17 protein-coding genes are annotated in these 17813 nt (G+C 69.3%); 9 read left to right on the plus strand and 8 right to left on the minus strand.

Features of this window, described 5'->3' with window-relative positions; genetic code table 11:
• Positions 1-214: 214 nt before the first annotated feature.
• The 3 genes from ABT130_RS20345 to ABT130_RS20355 form a co-directional block, all read right to left on the minus strand.
• Positions 215-487 carry a DUF6295 family protein gene (locus ABT130_RS20345; RefSeq protein ID WP_030905835.1) on the minus strand — a complete coding sequence of 91 codons (273 nt, stop codon included), beginning with the start codon at positions 485-487 and terminating at the stop codon, positions 215-217.
• A 14-nt stretch (positions 488-501) separates the two neighbouring features.
• The gene (locus ABT130_RS20350; RefSeq protein WP_350957284.1) at positions 502-1245 is read right to left on the minus strand and encodes a dienelactone hydrolase family protein; all 744 of its coding nucleotides are present in this window, start codon (positions 1243-1245) and stop codon (positions 502-504) included.
• A gap of 326 nt (positions 1246-1571) precedes the next feature.
• The gene (locus ABT130_RS20355) at positions 1572-2249 is read right to left on the minus strand and encodes a winged helix-turn-helix transcriptional regulator (RefSeq protein ID WP_350957287.1); all 678 of its coding nucleotides are present in this window, start codon (positions 2247-2249) and stop codon (positions 1572-1574) included.
• 63 nt (positions 2250-2312) lie between these two features.
• Between ABT130_RS20355 and ABT130_RS20360 the strand changes: the two genes are divergently transcribed.
• Positions 2313-3332, plus strand: a complete 1020-nt coding sequence (locus tag ABT130_RS20360) for a PLP-dependent cysteine synthase family protein (protein WP_350957290.1) — start codon at positions 2313-2315, stop codon at positions 3330-3332.
• Between the two features lie 149 nt (positions 3333-3481).
• On the opposite strand, the gene ABT130_RS20365 is transcribed toward ABT130_RS20360, so the two are convergent.
• A complete protein-coding gene (locus tag ABT130_RS20365) occupies positions 3482-4150 on the minus strand; it encodes a GNAT family N-acetyltransferase (protein WP_350957293.1) in 669 nt (222 codons plus the stop codon).
• Positions 4151-4735: 585 nt separating this feature from the next.
• Here ABT130_RS20365 and ABT130_RS20370 point away from each other — a divergent pair.
• Positions 4736-5608, plus strand: coding sequence for an alpha/beta fold hydrolase (locus ABT130_RS20370; RefSeq protein WP_350957296.1), 873 nt, complete (start codon positions 4736-4738; stop codon positions 5606-5608).
• A 173-nt stretch (positions 5609-5781) separates the two neighbouring features.
• Positions 5782-6480, plus strand: a complete 699-nt coding sequence (locus tag ABT130_RS20375; protein WP_350957299.1) for an endonuclease/exonuclease/phosphatase family protein — start codon at positions 5782-5784, stop codon at positions 6478-6480.
• Between the two features lie 363 nt (positions 6481-6843).
• Here the strand turns inward: ABT130_RS20375 and ABT130_RS20380 are convergent, their stop codons facing one another.
• On the minus strand, positions 6844-7425 hold the full coding sequence (locus ABT130_RS20380; RefSeq protein WP_350957302.1) for a P-loop nucleotide/nucleoside kinase family protein: 582 nt from the start codon (positions 7423-7425) through the stop codon (positions 6844-6846).
• 380 nt (positions 7426-7805) lie between these two features.
• Positions 7806-9425: a PucR family transcriptional regulator gene (locus ABT130_RS20385; protein WP_350957305.1), complete on the minus strand. Its 1620-nt coding sequence runs from the start codon at positions 9423-9425 to the stop codon at positions 7806-7808.
• Between the two features lie 166 nt (positions 9426-9591).
• On the opposite strand from ABT130_RS20385, the gene ABT130_RS20390 reads away from it, so the two are divergent.
• From ABT130_RS20390 to ABT130_RS20405, 4 genes are all read left to right on the plus strand, one after another.
• A complete protein-coding gene (locus ABT130_RS20390; protein WP_350957308.1) occupies positions 9592-10449 on the plus strand; it encodes a transporter substrate-binding domain-containing protein in 858 nt (285 codons plus the stop codon).
• 26 nt (positions 10450-10475) lie between these two features.
• Positions 10476-11420 carry an amino acid ABC transporter permease gene (locus tag ABT130_RS20395; RefSeq protein ID WP_350957311.1) on the plus strand — a complete coding sequence of 315 codons (945 nt, stop codon included), beginning with the start codon at positions 10476-10478 and terminating at the stop codon, positions 11418-11420.
• Positions 11417-12181, plus strand: a complete 765-nt coding sequence (locus ABT130_RS20400) for an amino acid ABC transporter ATP-binding protein (RefSeq protein ID WP_350925526.1) — start codon at positions 11417-11419, stop codon at positions 12179-12181. The genes ABT130_RS20395 and ABT130_RS20400 overlap by 4 nt, the downstream gene beginning before the upstream one ends.
• Before the next feature lie 65 nt (positions 12182-12246).
• A complete protein-coding gene (locus tag ABT130_RS20405) occupies positions 12247-13758 on the plus strand; it encodes a flavin-containing monooxygenase (protein ID WP_350957314.1) in 1512 nt (503 codons plus the stop codon).
• Between the two features lie 87 nt (positions 13759-13845).
• On the opposite strand, the gene ABT130_RS20410 is transcribed toward ABT130_RS20405, so the two are convergent.
• Positions 13846-15093, minus strand: coding sequence for an alkyl sulfatase dimerization domain-containing protein (locus ABT130_RS20410; RefSeq protein ID WP_350957317.1), 1248 nt, complete (start codon positions 15091-15093; stop codon positions 13846-13848).
• A gap of 364 nt (positions 15094-15457) precedes the next feature.
• Between ABT130_RS20410 and ABT130_RS20415 the strand changes: the two genes are divergently transcribed.
• Complete coding sequence (locus ABT130_RS20415; RefSeq protein ID WP_350957320.1) at positions 15458-16195, plus strand: MerR family transcriptional regulator; 738 nt, start codon at positions 15458-15460, stop codon at positions 16193-16195.
• Here ABT130_RS20415 and ABT130_RS20420 read toward each other — a convergent pair.
• Positions 16165-16911, minus strand: coding sequence for a CPBP family intramembrane glutamic endopeptidase (locus ABT130_RS20420; RefSeq protein WP_350957322.1), 747 nt, complete (start codon positions 16909-16911; stop codon positions 16165-16167). The two genes, ABT130_RS20415 and ABT130_RS20420, sit on opposite strands and share 31 nt — an antisense overlap.
• A gap of 142 nt (positions 16912-17053) precedes the next feature.
• Between ABT130_RS20420 and ABT130_RS20425 the strand changes: the two genes are divergently transcribed.
• Positions 17054-17704, plus strand: a complete 651-nt coding sequence (locus ABT130_RS20425; protein WP_350957325.1) for a DUF6461 domain-containing protein — start codon at positions 17054-17056, stop codon at positions 17702-17704.
• Positions 17705-17813 lie beyond the last annotated feature (109 nt).

Here is a 17813-nt window from a genome sequence, read left to right on the forward strand (position 1 = left end):
TTTTTTTAGGTCTGTGTCCCCCCTCGCTTGCGGGTTCTAACTGGGGCGCCTACAGGGGGCCGGGGGGGGGGGGGCCCCCCCCCGCCCGCTGCCGGGGGGCCCCCCCCCCCGGCTGGAACATCTGGACACGGTGGACACCCCGGAGGCCACCCACGTGACGTACCGGGTCGGCCCCTGACCGATCCCGGCCGCGGCAGGACTCGCGAAACACACCTCAGCGGCGGCCGGAGGCGAGCCCCGGAGGCGCCGCGGCCAGGGCCTTCTGGATGGCGTCGATCAGTGCCAGCGCCGACTCCTCGGTGAGCTCGACCGCGACCCGTGCCGAGGGGCCCTCGGCCGGGTTGGTGAAGTCGATGTTCACCGTGTGCTCGTGGCAGGCGTGGTAGGGGTGGTCGACGTAGACCGCGCCCTGGCTGAGCGTGAACCAGCCGTTGCCGCCCTTGCCCGCGCCGTCGAGTTCGATCTTCTCGGTGAGATAGGTGCACATGCTGATCGCTCCGGTCAGGCGCTGAGGTGACGGCCATAGAAATTGAAGATCTTCTTCCAGCCCTCCACCGCGGCGGCGGGCCGGTACGCGGGCCGGTCGGTGGCGAAGAAGGCGTGCCCCGCCCCCTCGAAGGAGTGGAACTCGTGCTCCTTGCCCAGCCTCTCCAGCTCGGCGTCCAGCGCCGCGACCTCCTCCGGCCCCGGGTATTTGTCCTCGGCGCCGAACAACCCCAGCAGCGGGCAGGACAGGTCGGCGGCCTTGGAGATCAGCGGCTTGTGCTGGAGCGGGAACTCCGCGGGCGGGGTGTTCACCACGAAGGCGCCGTAACAGTCCACCGCCGCGTCGATCTGGAGCGAGCAGGCCACCAGGAACGTCTGCCGCCCGCCCGAGCAGAATCCGATCACACCGATCCTGCCGTTGGCGTGGTCGAGGGAGTTGAGGTACGCCGCGGCTCCGGCGACGTCCCCGACGAGCTGCTCGTCCGGGACCCCGCCCTTGGCCCGTACGGCGGCGGCCTGGTCGTCGGGGCTGACCCCGGCGCCCTCGCGGGAGTACAGGTTCGGGCAGATCGCCGCGTACCCGCGCGCCGCGAACCTGCGGACGATCTCCTTGGTCGCGTCGTCGTACCCGGGCAGGTGGTGGATCACCACCACACCGCCGCGCGGCTCCTCGCCGAGTGGCCGGGCCAGGTACGCCTCCAGCTCGGCCTGCTCGTGCCCGGTGACCGTGACCGTCCCGGCCCACATCGCGTCGTTCATGTTCTTGCCTCCCGATACCCCACAGGAGCGGCTGCGGAGCCGGATCCGTCAGGTGCCACTGCCTTGCTCCTATATATGGTCTTGTTCAGCGGCCTCGCCGCGTCGCGCAGTCGAGACGTCTCCTCATCGGCGAGCTCGTCGGCGATGGCGGTGACCAGCCGCGGGCCCGCCGGACGCGATCATCACCCGTCTCTACTGCCACATCTGTTTCAAGGCTCAAGACAGATGCTAGATGCCCGGCTCGTACGGCTCGCGTGGAGGATGGGCTACGTCCCGGCGACGGGTCCGCCCACCCGGCCCGTTCGGGTGATCGGACTCGACAACGATCAGTGGCCAGGAGAGCCTGGATTCAGGCCGAGGGCTTCCGGGGTGAACAGGTAGCGTTTGAACCAGCGGTGCATCTGGCGCCGCAGGGCCGGGTCACCGTGCACGCGTACTCCTTGCTGCCGCAGCAGCCGTGCCCAGGACAGGTCACCGAGCCACCACCGGGTCGCCGCTGCCGTCGGGGCGGTGAGCCAGACGTCGACGGGTGCCCCGGTGTCCTGCCGGCACAGGTTGACGCTCGTCCGGGACAGGTGCAGCCAGTATCTGCTGTCGGCCGGCCTGCGGTCGGTGAACTCGATCGCGAGCACGACCGTGTGCTCAGGCAGGGCGGCGGCGTCCACCCGGCGTTGCATGTCCCAGGTCAGTGCGGCGGTGTCGAGATCGTCCTCGGTCAGGGCGGCGCTGTCGGTGGCGACCGCCCATCGGGCCAGTTCCCGCACCACCGGAGCCAGCGCGGCGCCCGCCTCGGTGAGCCGGTAGTCGTCGTCGAGGATGCCGGCGGCGCGCAGTGCGCGTAGTCGTGCGGACAGCGTCGCTCGCGGGATGCGAGGCAGGCCGCGGCGGATGCCGGTGAAGGTTGAAGCGCCCAGCAGCAACTCCCGCACGATCAGCAGTGTCCACCGCTCGCCCAGAAGTTCCAGAGCGCGCGCCACCGCGCAGAACTGCCCGTATCCGTTCACCGGTGCATGGTACGCACCATGCGCCGCAGGCGCTGGTTCAGAAGTTGAACTGGTGGTGGCGGCGTGGTCGGCTCGACGATCGAGGTCATGAGCGAGGGCATCAAAAGGACCGGCGGCATCAGGGGCCACAGCGGCGACGTACTGCAGACGATCGGAAACACGCCGCTGGTGAGGCTGCGCAGGGTCGTGCCGTCTGGGTGTGCGGAGATCTTCGTCAAGGTCGAAGGCCAGAACCCGACAGGCAGCATGAAAGACCGCATGGCGCAGGCGATGATCGCCAGAGCCGAAGGCGACGGGCGGCTGAGGCCCGGCGACACCGTTGTCGAGTACACGGGCGGCAGCACGGGTGCCTCCCTTGCCCTGGTCTGCGCGGCGAAGGGATATCGGCTGCGGATCGTCAGTTCGGATGCGTTCAGTGCGGACAAACTCCTTCAGATGGCGGCGTTCGGCGCGGAACTCACCGTCATTCCCAGCGAGGGGGGTTCGATCACGAAGGCGCTTATCCTGAGCATGATCGAGAAAGCCGGGGAGCTCGGCCGCCGGCCGGGCACCTACTGGACCGATCAGCTCAACAACGTCGACAGCGTCGCCGGCTATCACCCGATGGGCGAGGAGATCTGGGAGCAGTCGGGCGGGCGGATCGACGCGTTCGTTCAGTCGATCGGTACGGCGGCCTCGCTGCGCGGGGCGGCGGCCCCTCTCCGGCGCCGCCGTCCGGGGCTTCGGGTCATTGCCGTCGAACCGGCCGAGTCCGCCGTGCTGTCCGGAGGCCGGCCCGGCGCCCACCGCATCGAAGGCATCGGCATCGGTTACCTCCCGCCCATGTGGGACCCCACCCTGGTAGACGAGATCGTTCCGATCTCCACCGCCGACGCGGAGGAGATGGCCGGGCGTCTGGCTCGGGAGGAGGGCCTGTTCGCCGGAACATCGTCAGGGGCGAACGTCCTGGCCGCGATCCAGGCCGGACAACGCCTTGGACCGACCGCCAGGGTCGTCACCCTGCTGGTGGACTCGGGGCTGAAGTATCTCAGCACCGACATGTACCGACGTCAGTACCGTGTCAGGCCAGGTTCGCCCTCGTGACGATCCGGCGCAGGCGGAGTCGTCGGTGTTGCGGTTCCGCCAGGCAGCGGAACGGCGGATCATGCCGCCCGCCTCGCGGTGGCCGGCGTGATCGGTGCCGTTGAGGGTGGACTCGCGCAATGCGGTATCCGGTTCAAGTGGGGCTCTCGTTACGCGTCCGCCGGGTCCGGTTCGGGGGTGTACGCGGGCGTGAGCACTTCGCACAGGGTCCATCCCAGGGCGCGGTAGAGCGCGAGGCCGTCCCGCGAGGCGCCCAGGACTCCGGTCGTGGCGCCCTGCTCGGCGGCGGCGTCGCCGAGCGCGGTCATCACGACGCTGCCCAGGCCCCGGCGGCGGTGTGCCGGATCGGTCAGGATCTGGTCGGCCACGGCTGCCGGGCCGGCCACTCCTATCTGCCCGCGCGCGGCCGTCGATCCGTCGGCGTCGTGTATCCGTACGGTCGTGATCCCGCCGTCCGTCGCGGTGTGCAGCGTGTAGCCGTCCGGAGTGAGCGCGGTGGCCCGGCGCAGCGGCACGGTCATCAGGTACTCCGGCTCGCCGACGGTCCAGGCAGGGGTGAGCAGGGGCACCACCCGCTCGGCGGGCGCGGAGGTCTTGATCCAGGTGCCGGGGGCAGTCCTGGTCAGGGCCAGCTCGGCCACCTGGTCGACGTCGAAGAGCACGTAGCGGACGCGATGTCCGGGCAGCCCGACATCCAGCCGGAATCCACCGGTCACCTCGACCGGGGGCCGCACCGAGCGGGAAACGGCCCAGCCGCCGACCCAGGCCCGGACCACCTCGGGTGTGGCCGTGGGCTGCTCCTGATCGATCACGCTCATGACGTCCTCCTGAGGGGTGGCTTCCTGCCTCCGGCAGTTTATTGCAAGTAAGTCGCAATAAGTCTGCCCCCGCTAAGTCGTCCCCGTCAGGGCAGGCGAGGGCGCCGGCCCTGTTTCACCGACCGGGGCGTGAGCGCGTCATAGCTCCGGCACGTTGGCTTCGACCGCGTCCTTCCTCCATGCCGCCGGCCGGCGCGCGCACGGCCATCTGCACGCCGGCGGCGCGTGGAGAGCCGAACTGCTCCCACCGGAGTTCGCAGCCTTCGGCTACGACACCGCCGCCGATCCCGCCCGCATCGGCGCGGCCGGCATCTCGTACGGGGCCGGCATCAGCCTGCTCGGCTCGGCGTTCGACTCGCGGATCCGGGCCGTCGTCATGATGAGCGGCTGGACCGATCTGACCTACTCCCGCTCAGGGAGCGGCGATCAATGGTCGGCGTTGTCCGGAGCTCTGCTGTCCTCACAGGTCGGAGGCACGATCCGATCCGGCAGTGCCATCCGGCTGTGTCGGATCCTCCCCCTCAGAGAGGTTGAGGGGCGGGATTTGATACAGCCCCCCGGAGAAAGGCATGCCAGGATGCGTCGATGCCCACTGTCGAACGACCCACGACCGTCGCCCGGCTCGACGCGGGAGCGGTGGAGTACCGCCTGGAGCGGCGAGGCGAGGTCGCCGTGGTGGTCTTGCACGGCGGGCACATGCGTGCCGGGCTCGCGCTTGGGGAGGAGATCTTCGCCGAGTGCGGCCACAGCGTGCTCGTGCCCTCCAGGCCCGGTTACGGCCGGACCTCGCCGGCGACCGGTGCGACACCGGCCGCTTTCGCCGATGTGGTCCGCGACCTCTGCGGTCACCTGGGCATCGAGCGGGTGGCCGCGGTCGTCGGGGTGTCGGCCGGTGGGCGGACCGCGGTGTCGATGGCCGCCCGGCACCCTGACCTGGTCGAGCGGCTCATCCTGCAGAGCGCACTGGGTTTCCTGCCGTGGCCGGATCGCCGCACCCGGCTGGCCGCGAACATCGCCTTCACCCCGGCCACCGAGAGGGCGACCTGGGGTGCCGTGCACGCGCTGCTACGCCTGGCCCCCGGCCTCGGGCTGCGGATGATGCTGGGTGATCTGTCCACGCGACCGGCGCGCGAGGTCCTTGCCGCACTCACCCCTGGGGACCGGGCGACCCTGATCGCGCTCTTCTCACTGATGCGCTCGGGCCACGGTTTCCGCAACGATCTGCGCGCCTCTGCCGAGGAGACCGCGCAGGTCACCCAACCGGCCCTGGTCGTCGCCACCCGCAACGACGGTGCCGTACCGTTCGCGCACGCCGAATCCCTGATGGCACGCCTGTCTCGCGCCGAGCTCGTCGAGAGCCGGGCAGGCAGCCATTTCATCTGGTTCGCCGACGACTACCCCGCCATCGCCGACAGGATCCGCGACTTCCTGACCTCCGAACCGTCACACCACGGCTGAGCTCTCCGGTCAACGCCGCCACGGCGATCTCGCTCCGCCCCCCGGGGCCTCGGGCCGGAAGCCACCGGGGACCGAATCGCCCAGCCGGTTTGGCAACCATCGGGAATCCGTGCGGAGCTATTAGGTAGCACGCGCGGTATGCCTCAGTAGTGTGGCGACTCATGATCACTGTGATGACCTGGAACGTTCTGCACCGCATCCATGCGGAGAACTGGGGTTCGGATATACCGGGGCGTTGGCCGAACGAGTCGGAGCGGATCGCCGCCGTCACGGCACGGCTCGCCGGCCGCGCCGACCAGGTCATCGCCTTGCAGGAGGTCAGCGGGGACCAGTTGGCCAGCCTACGTTGTGCCCTGCCCGGCCGAACGGTCCACGTTCTGCCTTACCCGCGTGTCCCGGCACCACGCAGCGGCACCTGCCCGCTCGGTGATCCGCGTGAATACCTCGTGCTGTCGGTGGACGGACCGGCCCGGCAGATCGCCGCCGAACCCTTCGAGGAAGATCCGGGCAAGGGATTGCTCGCCATCCGGACCGCCGGGATTCTCGTGATCGCCGTCCACGTGAGCTCCGATCAACGGCGCGCACGTCAGCTGGAACGCCTTGCGAAGCTGGCCGCCACCTCGCCGGGGCGGGTCGTTCTGCTCGGTGACTTCAACACCGACCGGGCCACCGTGGTCGCCGGCCTTGGCCCCACGTTCACCATCGCGGACCTCCCGCCGGACGCGCTACCGACACGACCTCGCACATCGGGCACGAAGCCACAGCGCATCGACCACGTGGTCGTACGCGGAGGCGAGGTCAGCGGCGCGGTCGTCGAAGACGCGGACGGCCTGTCGGACCACAACCTCCTGCATGCGAGGGTGACCCTGTGAACAGCGCCGGGAGTCACTGCCGCGGTGGTGAGGGCCGGGCCGACGGCAGGCCTCCTGTCGTTCGGTGACGGAGAGCATCGCACGCTCGGGTCTGCCGTAGGACGGTTCATCACTGAGGCCAACTGAGAAGTGGTATCCGAACGACGGTTCTCAGTTGACTCTCAGTGGAGAGCCATGGACATGAGTGTCGTCCTGTTAGCAAGGACCGCTCGGATTCCGCGCGGTCAGAGGTTTTCCGCGCCCCCTGCGGGCCGGCGCCGACGGCCGCGCGATGCGCTTGGGCCGTGCGCTTAGAAGTCCAAGGCGGTGATCGACAGCTCCCACGTGCGGGGGCCTATTGCTGCACCTGCTGAGTCATCGAGGTCATCTTGCGTTGGCCGGGGAACCGTTCTGTGCGGATGTCCTGGCAAAGGCGGCGATGTGCTGGATATCGGGGCTGTAGCCGTCCGCGGTGTCGACCGTCAGCGTTGGGACGTCCAGCGAGATCGGCACAAAGGACTCGAGTGAGTGTTGCCCTGCCGCGATCGCTTCGAGTAGGTCTTGGTCAGCGTGCGCCGCCCGGTGGTTGCTGTGCTCGGCGCGTTGGGCGATCCGAGCGTGGGCGATCGCTGCAGGGACCGTGCAGCGGATGACTCGGATGTGTGCGAGATCGGCGAGCGGTTCCAGGTTCGGGCGCCACAACCGGTCCTGGAAAGCAGCCTCGGCGACCACTGTCACGCCGGCTTTGAGTAGTACCTGCAGCACGGTGAAGAACGCGGCCAACGTGGGAAGATTCAGCGGGTCCTGCGGGCCGGGCGTGAACCCCGGGGTGGCCAGGACCATCCCTTGTTTGATTTCGTCCCGGATGATCGCGGGGCATCCGAGATGGTGGGCGAGCTCGTGCGCGAGCGTCGTCTTGCCCGTTCCAGGTGGACCGCTCACGACGGCTAGCGTCGGCAATGTCATAGTGCATTCTCGCAGTTCAGCACGGCTGTTCCGACTATTTCCCGGTCAGCGTCGGGGGCTTGGGGTGAGGGCGCTTGACGAGGCGGAAAGCGATGAATCCGGGTTCGTATGAGAGTTTGGCGTATTCGGCCGGGTGCCGGTGCGGGCCGGTGTTCCAGCAGCTGCTCCCCCTTTCTCACACAACGAACAAATTCCTTCTGTCAGGACTTCTTGGGCTGTACGGTGCGTTCAGGCCATGCGGTGTACCCAACCACCGCCGACCGGATCCCTGCCTCCCTGCCTCCCGAACCGTCACACCACGGCTGAGCTTTCCGGCAACGTCGCCATGGCGGTCTCGCTCCGCTTGCAGGGCCTTGGATCGGAAGTCACCGGGGACCGGATCAGGTGGTGCCCGGCCCCTCGCGGTTCCACAGCCGGAGTTGCAGGTCCAGCACCACCCGGTCATCGGGGTCGTCGAGCCGGTAGCCGCCCACCTGCTCCAGCCGGGCCAGCCGGTAGCGGATGGTGTTGGGGTGCACGAGCAGTGTCCGTGCCGTGGCGCCCACATCGCCGAACGTGCCGAGGTAGGCGGCGACGGTCTCGATGAGACAGCTGTGGTGGCTCCGGTCGTACTCGACCAGACGGCGGAACCGCTCGTCGCTCAGCAGATCCGTCACCCCCAGCGTGGTGAGCGCCTCGGAGAGCAGCACCGCCGTGAGCTGGCCGTCGAGACTGATCACCGGCCGGTCGGGCGTGTACGCGACGGTCTCGCACACCCGGTCGACCTCCGCGCGGGCCGCGGCCACGGTCGGCACCGACAGGGACGAGGCGATCGCCGCCCGGAAGGTGGACCCCCGGTGCCGCTCGAACGCCGTCAGGGTGCGCCGGGCCCAGTTCAGGTAGCGGTCCACCTCGACCCGGCCGGGGAGGACGGCGTACAGGCGCAGCCCGACCGGGGCCACCATCGACTCGTCGCGGACGGAGTGGGCGTGCACCGTCAGCATCGTCACCGCCTCGGTGGAGGAGAGCCACTGTCGCGCGCCGGCGTCGCCGACCGCTTCGAAGGCCACCACGGCGAACTCCTCGGGGGCGTCGAGGCTCAGCTGCCGGACGAACCCGGCGTCGTCGCGCTGCGGATTGGGGGCGAGCATGCGCTGCACGAACTCGGTGCCCATGCTGTGGATGAGGCGGCTCTGGCCGACGAGCCGCGCGGCGAAGACCGATGCCGCGACCAGGTGTTCCTCGGTCTGCCGGGAGAAGGGCCGGCCCGTCTCCTGCGCCCAGATGGTGCCCAGGTACTCGCCGGACCGAGGGTCGTGCATGCCGACCCCGAGCCTGCGCCGGAACCCGATCTTCTCGTTCAGCGTCACCGTGGTACGGGGACGCCGCAGCCGGTCGTAGACCCGCATGGCCTGGAGCTCCGCCATGTGCCCGGCCGGGGGTTCGCGCCCGAGGATGGTGCGGCGCCGGATGTCGTCGGCCTGGTCGCTGTAGGGCGAGAAGGCGAGCACCCGCCCCTGCACGTCCTCGATGGAGATCAGCGTGCCGGTCATCATGCCGAGCGCCTTGGCGAGTCCGAAGAGGTCGTTGTGCTCGCCGAGCGCGGGGCCGGCTCCCTGCGGGAACCGCTCCTCGGACTCCTGGCCGAAGCGTTCGACCGCGGCGACCAGGCGCCACCACGGCGCCCGGTCGGTGACCCCGAGGACCGGGACCGGCACGTCGCGCAGCGACCACGGATCGACGTCCCCGAGTTTCACGACGAGCGCCCCGGCCCGGCGGCGGGCGAGGTCGGCGACCGCCTCGACCGCCGCCGGCCCGCCGGTGCCGAGGAGCAGCACGACGGCGCCGTCCAGCTCGTGGTCATCGGGCAGGTCCGTCCCGTCGGACAGGTCGAGGACGACGCAGCCGCCGATGGGAACATCCAGCCCCTCGGGGGCGTGGACCGCCGACACGAAGGGGTCGCGTACCGCGTCGAGGAGCTCGGCCAGGGTGGATGACCAGCGTGGGTACCTAGTTTTCACAGGACTCCGGCACTTTGTGATTTGGATGAAACCTACCTGTCCGAGTATCCAGTGAACTGGACAAAAATATAGAGAGCCGTACAAAGCCCTTGGGTCGTTCGGCATTTTAGGGTGACAGCACTCACCACGGCCGACCGGCCGGAACCCAGGAATCAGGAGGACCGACATGACGTTGGTTCGCACCCGGCGCGCCCTCCGCGTTGTCGCCGCAGGCGTGCTCGGCGCCGCCGTCCTCTCAGCGTGTGGCAGTTCCTCAAGCGATTCCGCGTCCGGCCCCGACGCCGGCTCCGGCTCGCAGGTCTACACCATCCCCCAGCAGATCGGCGTCCCGCCGTACAGCTTCCTGGACGAGGGCGGCAAGCTCGTCGGCCTGCTGCCGGATCTGTCCACCGCGCTCGGCGAGGAGATGGGGGTGACCGTCAAGAACGAGCAGGCGTCGTTCGAGAACTCACTCCTGGGCCTGCAGCGCGGCACCTACGCCTGGGTGCCGGGCGCCGACGTCACGGCCGAGCGGCTGGAGAAGTTCGACTTCGCCACCACCCTCGTCGAGAGCTACGGCTTCCGGGTCAAGGCCGACGGCGTCGCCATCGGTGACTCACTCGACGACCTGTGCGGGCTCTCCGTCGCGGTGACCGCGGGTTCGAGCCCGGTCTCGGCCCTCCAGGACCAGTCCGGGAAGTGCGAGGCCGCCGGGAAGAAGCCCATCGACGTGCAGACCTTCGCCGACCAGGCGACCGCCGACCTCGCGGTCAAGAGCGGCCGGGCCGACACCTCCACGGCCACCGCCAGCGGCCTGGGCTACCAGACGCGCACCGAACCCGGCGTGTGGAAGATCACCGGGCCGACGTACCAGGCGATCGACATCGGGTTCGCCTCGATGAAGGGTGACGGTATGGCGGCCAAGTTGCAGCAGGCCACCGAGGCGCTGATCAAGAAGGGCACCTACGCCGAGATCCTCGCCAGGTACGGCACCGAGAACATGGCGATCACCACCTCGGTGATCAACCCAGCACCGAACGCATGAGTGAGATCCGGACAGGTGGGGCCGGCGTGAGCGCCGTACCCACCGGCCAGGCCGGGCCGGACGGGCCAGGCGGGGCGGCGGCGGACTGGCGCCGGCGGATGGAGGAGATCTCGCGGCTCCCGCACGGGCGCCCGCTCCACCTCGGCCGGCTGACCATCGCGGTGCTGATGGTGGTCGCGGTCGCCGGTCTCGCGGTCAGCGTCGCCCGCAACCCCGCCTTCGAGTGGGCCACCGTGGCCGACTACTTCTTCTCCGAGCGGGTGCTGAACGGCCTGCTCAACACCATCACGCTGACCGCCCTGTCGATGGGGCTGGCCCTGGTGGTCTCGGTGGTCATCGCGAACATGCGGCTCTCGGCGAATCCGGTGCTGCGCGCGGTCAGCGGGACCTACGTCTGGTTCTTCCGGTCCATCCCGTTGCTGGTCCTGCTCATCCTCTGGTTCAACATCTCGCTGATCTATCCGACGTTCAGCCTGCCCAACCCCTTCGGCGGCGACCTGTTCGCGCTGCAGACGCGCAACCTGATGACCGCCTACTGGTCGGCGGTGCTGGCCTTCGGCCTCCAGCAGGCCGCCTACACCTCGGAGATCATCCGCTCCTCGCTGCTGGCGGTCCCCAAGGGGCAGCGCGAGGCGGCGCTCGCCCTGGGCATGACGCCGTTCGACATCTTCCGCCGCATCGTCTTCCCCCAGGCGATGAAGATCGCGGTGCCGCCGGTGAGCAACGACCTCATCAACCTGATGAAGGCCACCTCGCTCGTCGCCTTCATCTCGGTCTCGGACCTGCTCTACAGCGTCCAGCAGATCTACAACCGCACGTTCGAGGTCGTCCCGCTGCTCATGGTGGCGACCATCTGGTACATGATCCTCGTCAGCGTGCTGTCGGTCGGCCAGTACTACCTGGAGCGCGTGCTCGGCCGGAGCACCGCCACGACGACGCGCCGCGTCGGACGAGTGAGGGCCCAGCCATGACGACACCGCTGATCAGCGCGCTGCACGTGCGCAAGTCCTTCGGCCAGCACACGGTCCTGCACGACGTGTCGCTGGACGTCCACCAGGGGGAGGCGGTCTGCCTGCTCGGCCGCTCCGGCAGCGGCAAGAGCACCTTCCTACGCTGCCTCAACCTGCTTGAGCGCACCGACTCGGGAGTGGTCATGCTGGACGGCGAACTGCTCGGCTACGAGGAGCGCGGCGGCAAGATCCACCGGCTGTCGGCGAAGCGGGAGGCCAGGCAGCGCCAGCGCCTCGGCATGGTGTTCCAGCAGTTCAACCTGTTCTCGCACAAGACCGTGCTGGAGAACGTGGTCGAGGCGCCCATCCGGGTGCTGCGCCGCCCGGCCGACGAGGCGCGCCGTGACGCGCACGAGCTGCTCGACCGGGTCGGCCTGGCCGAGAAGGCCGACGCCTACCCGGCCCAGCTCTCCGGCGGTCAGCAGCAACGCGTCGCGATCGCCCGCGCCCTGGCCATGAAGCCCCAGGTGCTGCTCTTCGACGAACCGACCTCGGCGCTCGACCCCGAGATGGTCAACGAGGTGCTGCAGGTCATCCGCGGCCTGGTGCTCGACGGGATGACCACCATCATCGTCACCCACGAGATCGGATTCGCCCGCGAGGTCTGCGACCGGTTCGTGTTCATGGAGGACGGCCGCATCGTCGAGGAGGGTCCGTCCAGCCGGCTGTCCGGTGAGGCCGAGCATCCGAGCACCCGCGACTTCCTCAGCAAGGTCCTCTAGCCCCGGCGCCCGCGAGCGCCGCACACCATCGTGCCCCGGCACGAACTCGACAGAGAGAAGCAGTCATGCCATCGACGGGCGGAGCCATGCCCTCTGTGGCCGTGATCGGCGGTGGGTTCGCCGGACTCGCGGCGGCCCACCAGCTGAAGCGGCACGGGTATTCGTTCACCGTGTTCGAGACCGAGGACGGGCCCGGCGGCACCTGGCGGGTCAATCGTTTCCCCGGCGCCGAGGTCGACACGCCGGCCCCGATGTACTCGTTCTCATTCGCCCCGTACGACTGGTCACGGTCCTACCCCGGCCAGGCGGAGCTGCAGTCCTACCTTGAGCACGTGGCCGACCGATTCGACCTCAGGGCGCACTTCCGGTTCGGCCGCACCGTCCGGCGGCTGGTCTGGGAGGAGGACGGCCAGCAGTGGGCCGTGCACCTCGACACCGGGGAGGTGCGGCGTTTCACCGCCGTGGTGACCGCGGTCGGGCTGCTGAACGTCCCGAACGAGCCCGCCTGGCCCGGCCGCGAGCTGTTCACCGGCGACATCTTCCACACCGCGCGGTGGCGCCCCGACGTGGCGCTCGACGGACGCCGGGTGGGAGTCGTCGGCACCGGCTCGACGTCCGCCCAGATCGTCGCGGAGCTCGGTGGCCGCGCCGGGCACCTGACGGTGTTCCAGCGCCAGCCGGCCTGGGTGGATCCGAAGGTCTCGCTCCCGTTCACCGAGGAGGAACGCGCCCGGCGGCGCCACCCGGTGACGCGGCGGCTCATCCGGTGGCGGCTCTTCCTGGAGCTGGAGCGCAAGTGGCTCGGTGGCCGGATCATCCGGCCCGGCGGGACCGTCGACACCCGGGCGGTCAAGGTCTGCCAGGACTACCTCGAAGAGGTGTTCGGCGACCACCCCGACCTCAAGGCGGCGCTGACACCGAACTCGGCCTACCTGGGCAAGCGGGCGATCCACAGCTCCACCTTCTACCCGACCCTGCTCCGCGACGACGTCACCCTCGTTCCCCACGCGGTGGAGCGGATGACCGAGACCGGGGTGGTGGACGCCGCGGGCCGGGAGCACGAGCTCGACGTCGTGATCACCGCGACGGGCTTCCGCGCGGCCGAGTTCCTCTGCGGTCTGGAGGTACGCGGACGCGGCGGGCGTGACCTGCGGGAGAAGTGGGGCGACGACCCCATGGCGTTCCTCGGGATCATGGTGGACGAGATGCCGAACCTCTTCATGATGTACGGCCCCAACACCAACTACTACGCTCCGGTGTTCAACTTCGAGCAGCAGGCGAAGTTCGTGGTCCGGTCGCTGCGGGAGATGCGCCGCCGAGGGGCCTCGGCCGTCGAGGTCCGGCCCGAGGCGGTCAGGCGGTTGAACCGGTGGTTGAAGCGCCGGCTGGACGCCAGCTCGTTCGCCCAGGCACCGAACTACTTCCGCTCGGCGAGCGGCCGGGTGGTCACCCAGTGGCCGGACGGCGCCTCGGTCTACTGGTTGCTGGCCCGGACCCAGCACGCCCGCGCCGCGCGGTTCTTCCGCGCTCCGATGGCACCGGCGTCGCCGGACGACAGGCACGTCTCCGTGCCGTGAGCCCGCCCGACGGGCTCGGCCCGGAAGATCTGTTCCTCCACCTCCATCGGAGCCGTAACATGTTCTATCCTCCGGGACCGGACTCGGTCAGAGTTCTCCGGCGGCCCTGCGGGACTCCTCGGCCGCCCAGGTGAACACGCCCTTCGACATCAGGGACGCCTCCGACTCCGCTCTGGTCGCGTACACCTCGGCCCGGACCCGGTGCAGCGCCGCGTCGTCGGGCGCGGCCTGTACGGCCATCTCCGCCAGGTGTCCCGCCAGCCGCTGGTCTCCGCCCGCCAGCGCCCGGAGCGCGGCGTCGGCCAGCTTTTCCGCGCCCCCGGCCAGCTTCGCGATCGCCGAGGCCAGCTCGGCGTCGGGGGCGGGCTTGAGGCGGGCGGGGTTGCCGTCGTACCAGCCGCCGTACAGCCGCCAGATGTTGCGGACCACGAACTCCGGCTCGTCGTAGTGCGGGCGCAGGTAGGGCCGCTCCGCCAGATGAGCGGGCGGCTGTACCGCGCGCACGATGTCGTCCAGCCGGGCGCCCTCGTTGAGCATCTCCAGGGTGCGCTCGACCATGGACTCCAGCCACTCGGCGGTCTCGGTCAGCGCCTGCTCGACCCGGTCGGCGCCGAAGATCGGGGCACCGTGACCGGGCAGCATGATCTCCGGCCGCAGCGTGGCCATCCGGCGCAGCGCGATCGCCCACTCGCGCGGGTAGCGCTGTGCCTTCTGCGGGTTGCCGCAGTTGGGGGTCACCCAGATGAACAGGTCGCCGGGGAGCAGGATGCGCCGGGAGGGGATCCAGCCCACGCTCGCGTCGTCGGTCTCGCCCTTGGCGTGGAAGAGCTCGACGTGGCCGGCCGTCAGCTCGTCGCGGTAGGTCACGTCGGGATAGCGGTACTCGGTGGGCCAGGTCAGGTCGGGCGCCTGGAACTGCCGCCGGTTGATGACGGCGTTGTAGCCCGCTGTCAGCACGTAGCGCCCGAACCGGGCGGTGATCGCCTCGTGCCCCACCACCATCGGCCGGGGCCGCCCCGCCGCCTCGGCCTCCGTGTCGAGCGGCCCGACCCCCGAGACGTGGTCGATGTGCCCGTGGGAGTAGATCGCCGTGCTCACCGGCTCGTCGGTCCAGGCCCGCAGGTCGGCGTGGAGCCGGTCGGCGTCGAACGGGTTGCCGGTGTCGAACAGCGTCACCTCCCCGCCCTGCCGGAGCGCGATCACGTTGCCGAAACCGCTGCGGAAGCCGACCCCGTCGACGACCTCCACGAAGTCCTGCCCGGTGAGCCCCACGTGCACGATGCTGTCGGGGGCCTCGCCCCGCCACACGGTGTCGGCGTACTCGACGATGTTCATAAGGCAGCCGGCCTTTCCTTGTCCCGCTCGGGGGCGACGACCCCTACCACCATCATGAGCGCACCCGCTTCGCCTCCTGCCGGTCGAGGTGCGGGTCGAGGGTCAGGGCCGCGACGAGGACGGTGGCGGGTGATCGGTGATCGCCCAGGGGGCCGACACCGTCAGGCGAACATCCCGTAGGAACCGACCATCCTGTTCTTCCTCGCGAACATCAGGGTTCTGCTCGTCTCGTCCTGCTGGGTCATGTGATCGGTCCTTTCGCTCGTGCACGGATCCACGATGGGCGGAACCGGCGACTTGCCCTGCCCCTGGGGCAGAGGTATTGACTGATGTGCGACTGTGGAATCGTTGCGAGGAGAGGGCCATGGCGTGGAGCACGCGAGAGATCGCCGACTTGGCCGGCACCACCCAAAAGGCGGTGCGCTACTACCACGCCATCGGACTGCTGGATGAGCCGGACCGCGGCTTCAACGGATACAAGCAGTACCAGGTTCCCCACCTGCTCCGGCTGATCCAGATCACGACCCTGGCCGAGCTGGGCATGCCGCTGTCGCGGATCGCCGAGGTCGGCGACGGCGGGGCCGACGAACTCATCGACGAGCTCGACGCGGCGATCGCCCGGCTCCAGCGCAACCGCGAGCGCCTGGCGCTGCTGCGCTCGCACGGCGTCAGCTGGCAGGTGCCGGCCGATCTCGCCGAGGTGATCGACGGCGTCGCCGAAGCCGACCGCGGTGTCGTCGCCATCGCGGCGCGCGTGCTCGGCGACGACGCGGTCGCAGGTCTGCACGAAGTGCTGGAACAGCGCGACACCACCGACGAGGAGCTCGACGCCCTGCCCGAAGACGCATCCGATGCCGACATCGAGGATCTCGCGCAGCGCTTGCACCGGGCTCTTCTCGGCTCCGGTTCGGCATTCCCCGCCGTGATGCCGGCCGGACGGGGTGGGCCTGTGCCGGCCCACCTCGCCCAGGACGCGATCGCGGAGGCGTTCCTGGAGCTGTATCGACCGGTGCAGCTGCGCGTGCTGGTCCGGCTCGCCACGTTGGCGCAGGCCGGCGAGGAAGCACCCGGTCACGCGGGGAATGCCTCGAGGAAGAGGTAGGTGGAGTTGAACACCAGGTGGATGACGATGGCCGGCCAGATCGACCTCGTGTAGCGCAGCATCAGTGAGGCAAAGACGCCCACGATGAAAGCGTTCACCATGACCCCGTTGACACCGTGCGCGACGGCGAATACGGCCGAGCTCAGGATGACGGCGACGGGGGTGCCCCAACGGAAGAGGACGTTGGCGAGCACGCCACGGAAGAGCACCTCCTCGCCGATGGGTGTCAGGATGCCGCCGAGCAGGATGATGCCGGCGAAGGCGAGGACGCTGGAGCTTCCCGCAGCGCGGTAGTCGGCCTGCACGTCGTCGGAGCCTGGGAAGACCGGCTCCAGCAGAGGGAACGTCACGAGGGTCAGGGCCGCGACGAGGACGGCGGCGATCAGCACTGCCAGCAATAGCCATTTCGGGTGGACCCTGCGGAACCCGAAGGCGCGTACGTCTCGGATCCGCAGCAGAACCGCCACCGCGAAAGCGCACAGCGGCGCGAGACCCGAGAGCGCGAACTGCGCGAGACCCGAGACGACGACACCCCCCGGGAGGGTGAACACCACGAGCGACCCCACGGCGTAGAACACCAGCGCGGCAAGAGTGGCGATCCCGAGCTCAGGCCATCCGGGACGGGTCACGCGGATTCCGGCCGATCCGGCCTCGGTGGAAGGCGCCGTTCCGGGGGAATCCTCCGTGCCGGTGCGGGGTGTGCGTTGCTCGCTCATCGAGGCTCCGTCTCGTCGCCCGGACGGGCGATCCGCCTGGGTGACCCGAGCCTCGACTCTGCCCTCGGGGCGAAGTCAAAGCGGGCCACTACTCAGGATGAGGAGAGCTCATTGTGTCGGTGGGTGCTGCGAACATGCCGAGATGATCGCGACTCCTGATGACTACTCCTGGTTCTCCCGCGAGCGCTTCCCCGAGCTGGCGGATGCCTACTGTTTCACCTACGTCCGCGGCCTGACGCCTGAGGAACTGGTGACCCGGCTCGGCGTCCGGGTTGAAGACTGCTCTCGCATGACGCTTGATGAGCTGACGAAGACCGCCTACTCCAGCTACGACGGGAAGAACCTGTTCTTCGGTGCCGTCGCCGTCGGCGACTGGGTGCTCATCGTCGAGGCCCTCGGCGGGCTCGGCATCACCGAAGAGATCACCATGCCGCTGTCGGCGGGCACCCGCCTCGTCTCCCACTTCTACCTTGAGGTCAAGGGGATGGACTACTTCTACTGGATCGAAGACGGAAAGATCCGGTTCGAGTTCGCGTACCAGGAAGGCTATTCCCACTGGATCGAAGACGGGAAGATCCAGTTCATGTTCCCGCACCATGAAAGCTACTCAGAGGAGATGCCGGACGAACTCGCAGAGACCCTGGAGCGGATCGACTCCCCCATCTACCCGATCGCCGAGCCCCACGAAGGGCCGGCGTTCCTCCTGGCCGAGCGCCTCACCGGGATCACGCTGACGCCGCAGCTGCTGGAGGAGTCCACCTACCTGTGCGGAGTCGTTTCCAGACCGAGGTGAGCGGTGGTGGATCACTCCGCTGCGAGCTTTTGCGGGTTCCACGGGGGGCTGGCCATCGGAATGAAAAAGCCTCCCTGAGCCGGCGCGGGGATCCCGTACAAGCCAGGCA

This window comes from Streptosporangium sp. NPDC001681, assembly GCF_040298085.1.
GTDB lineage: Bacteria > Actinomycetota > Actinomycetes > Streptosporangiales > Streptosporangiaceae > Streptosporangium.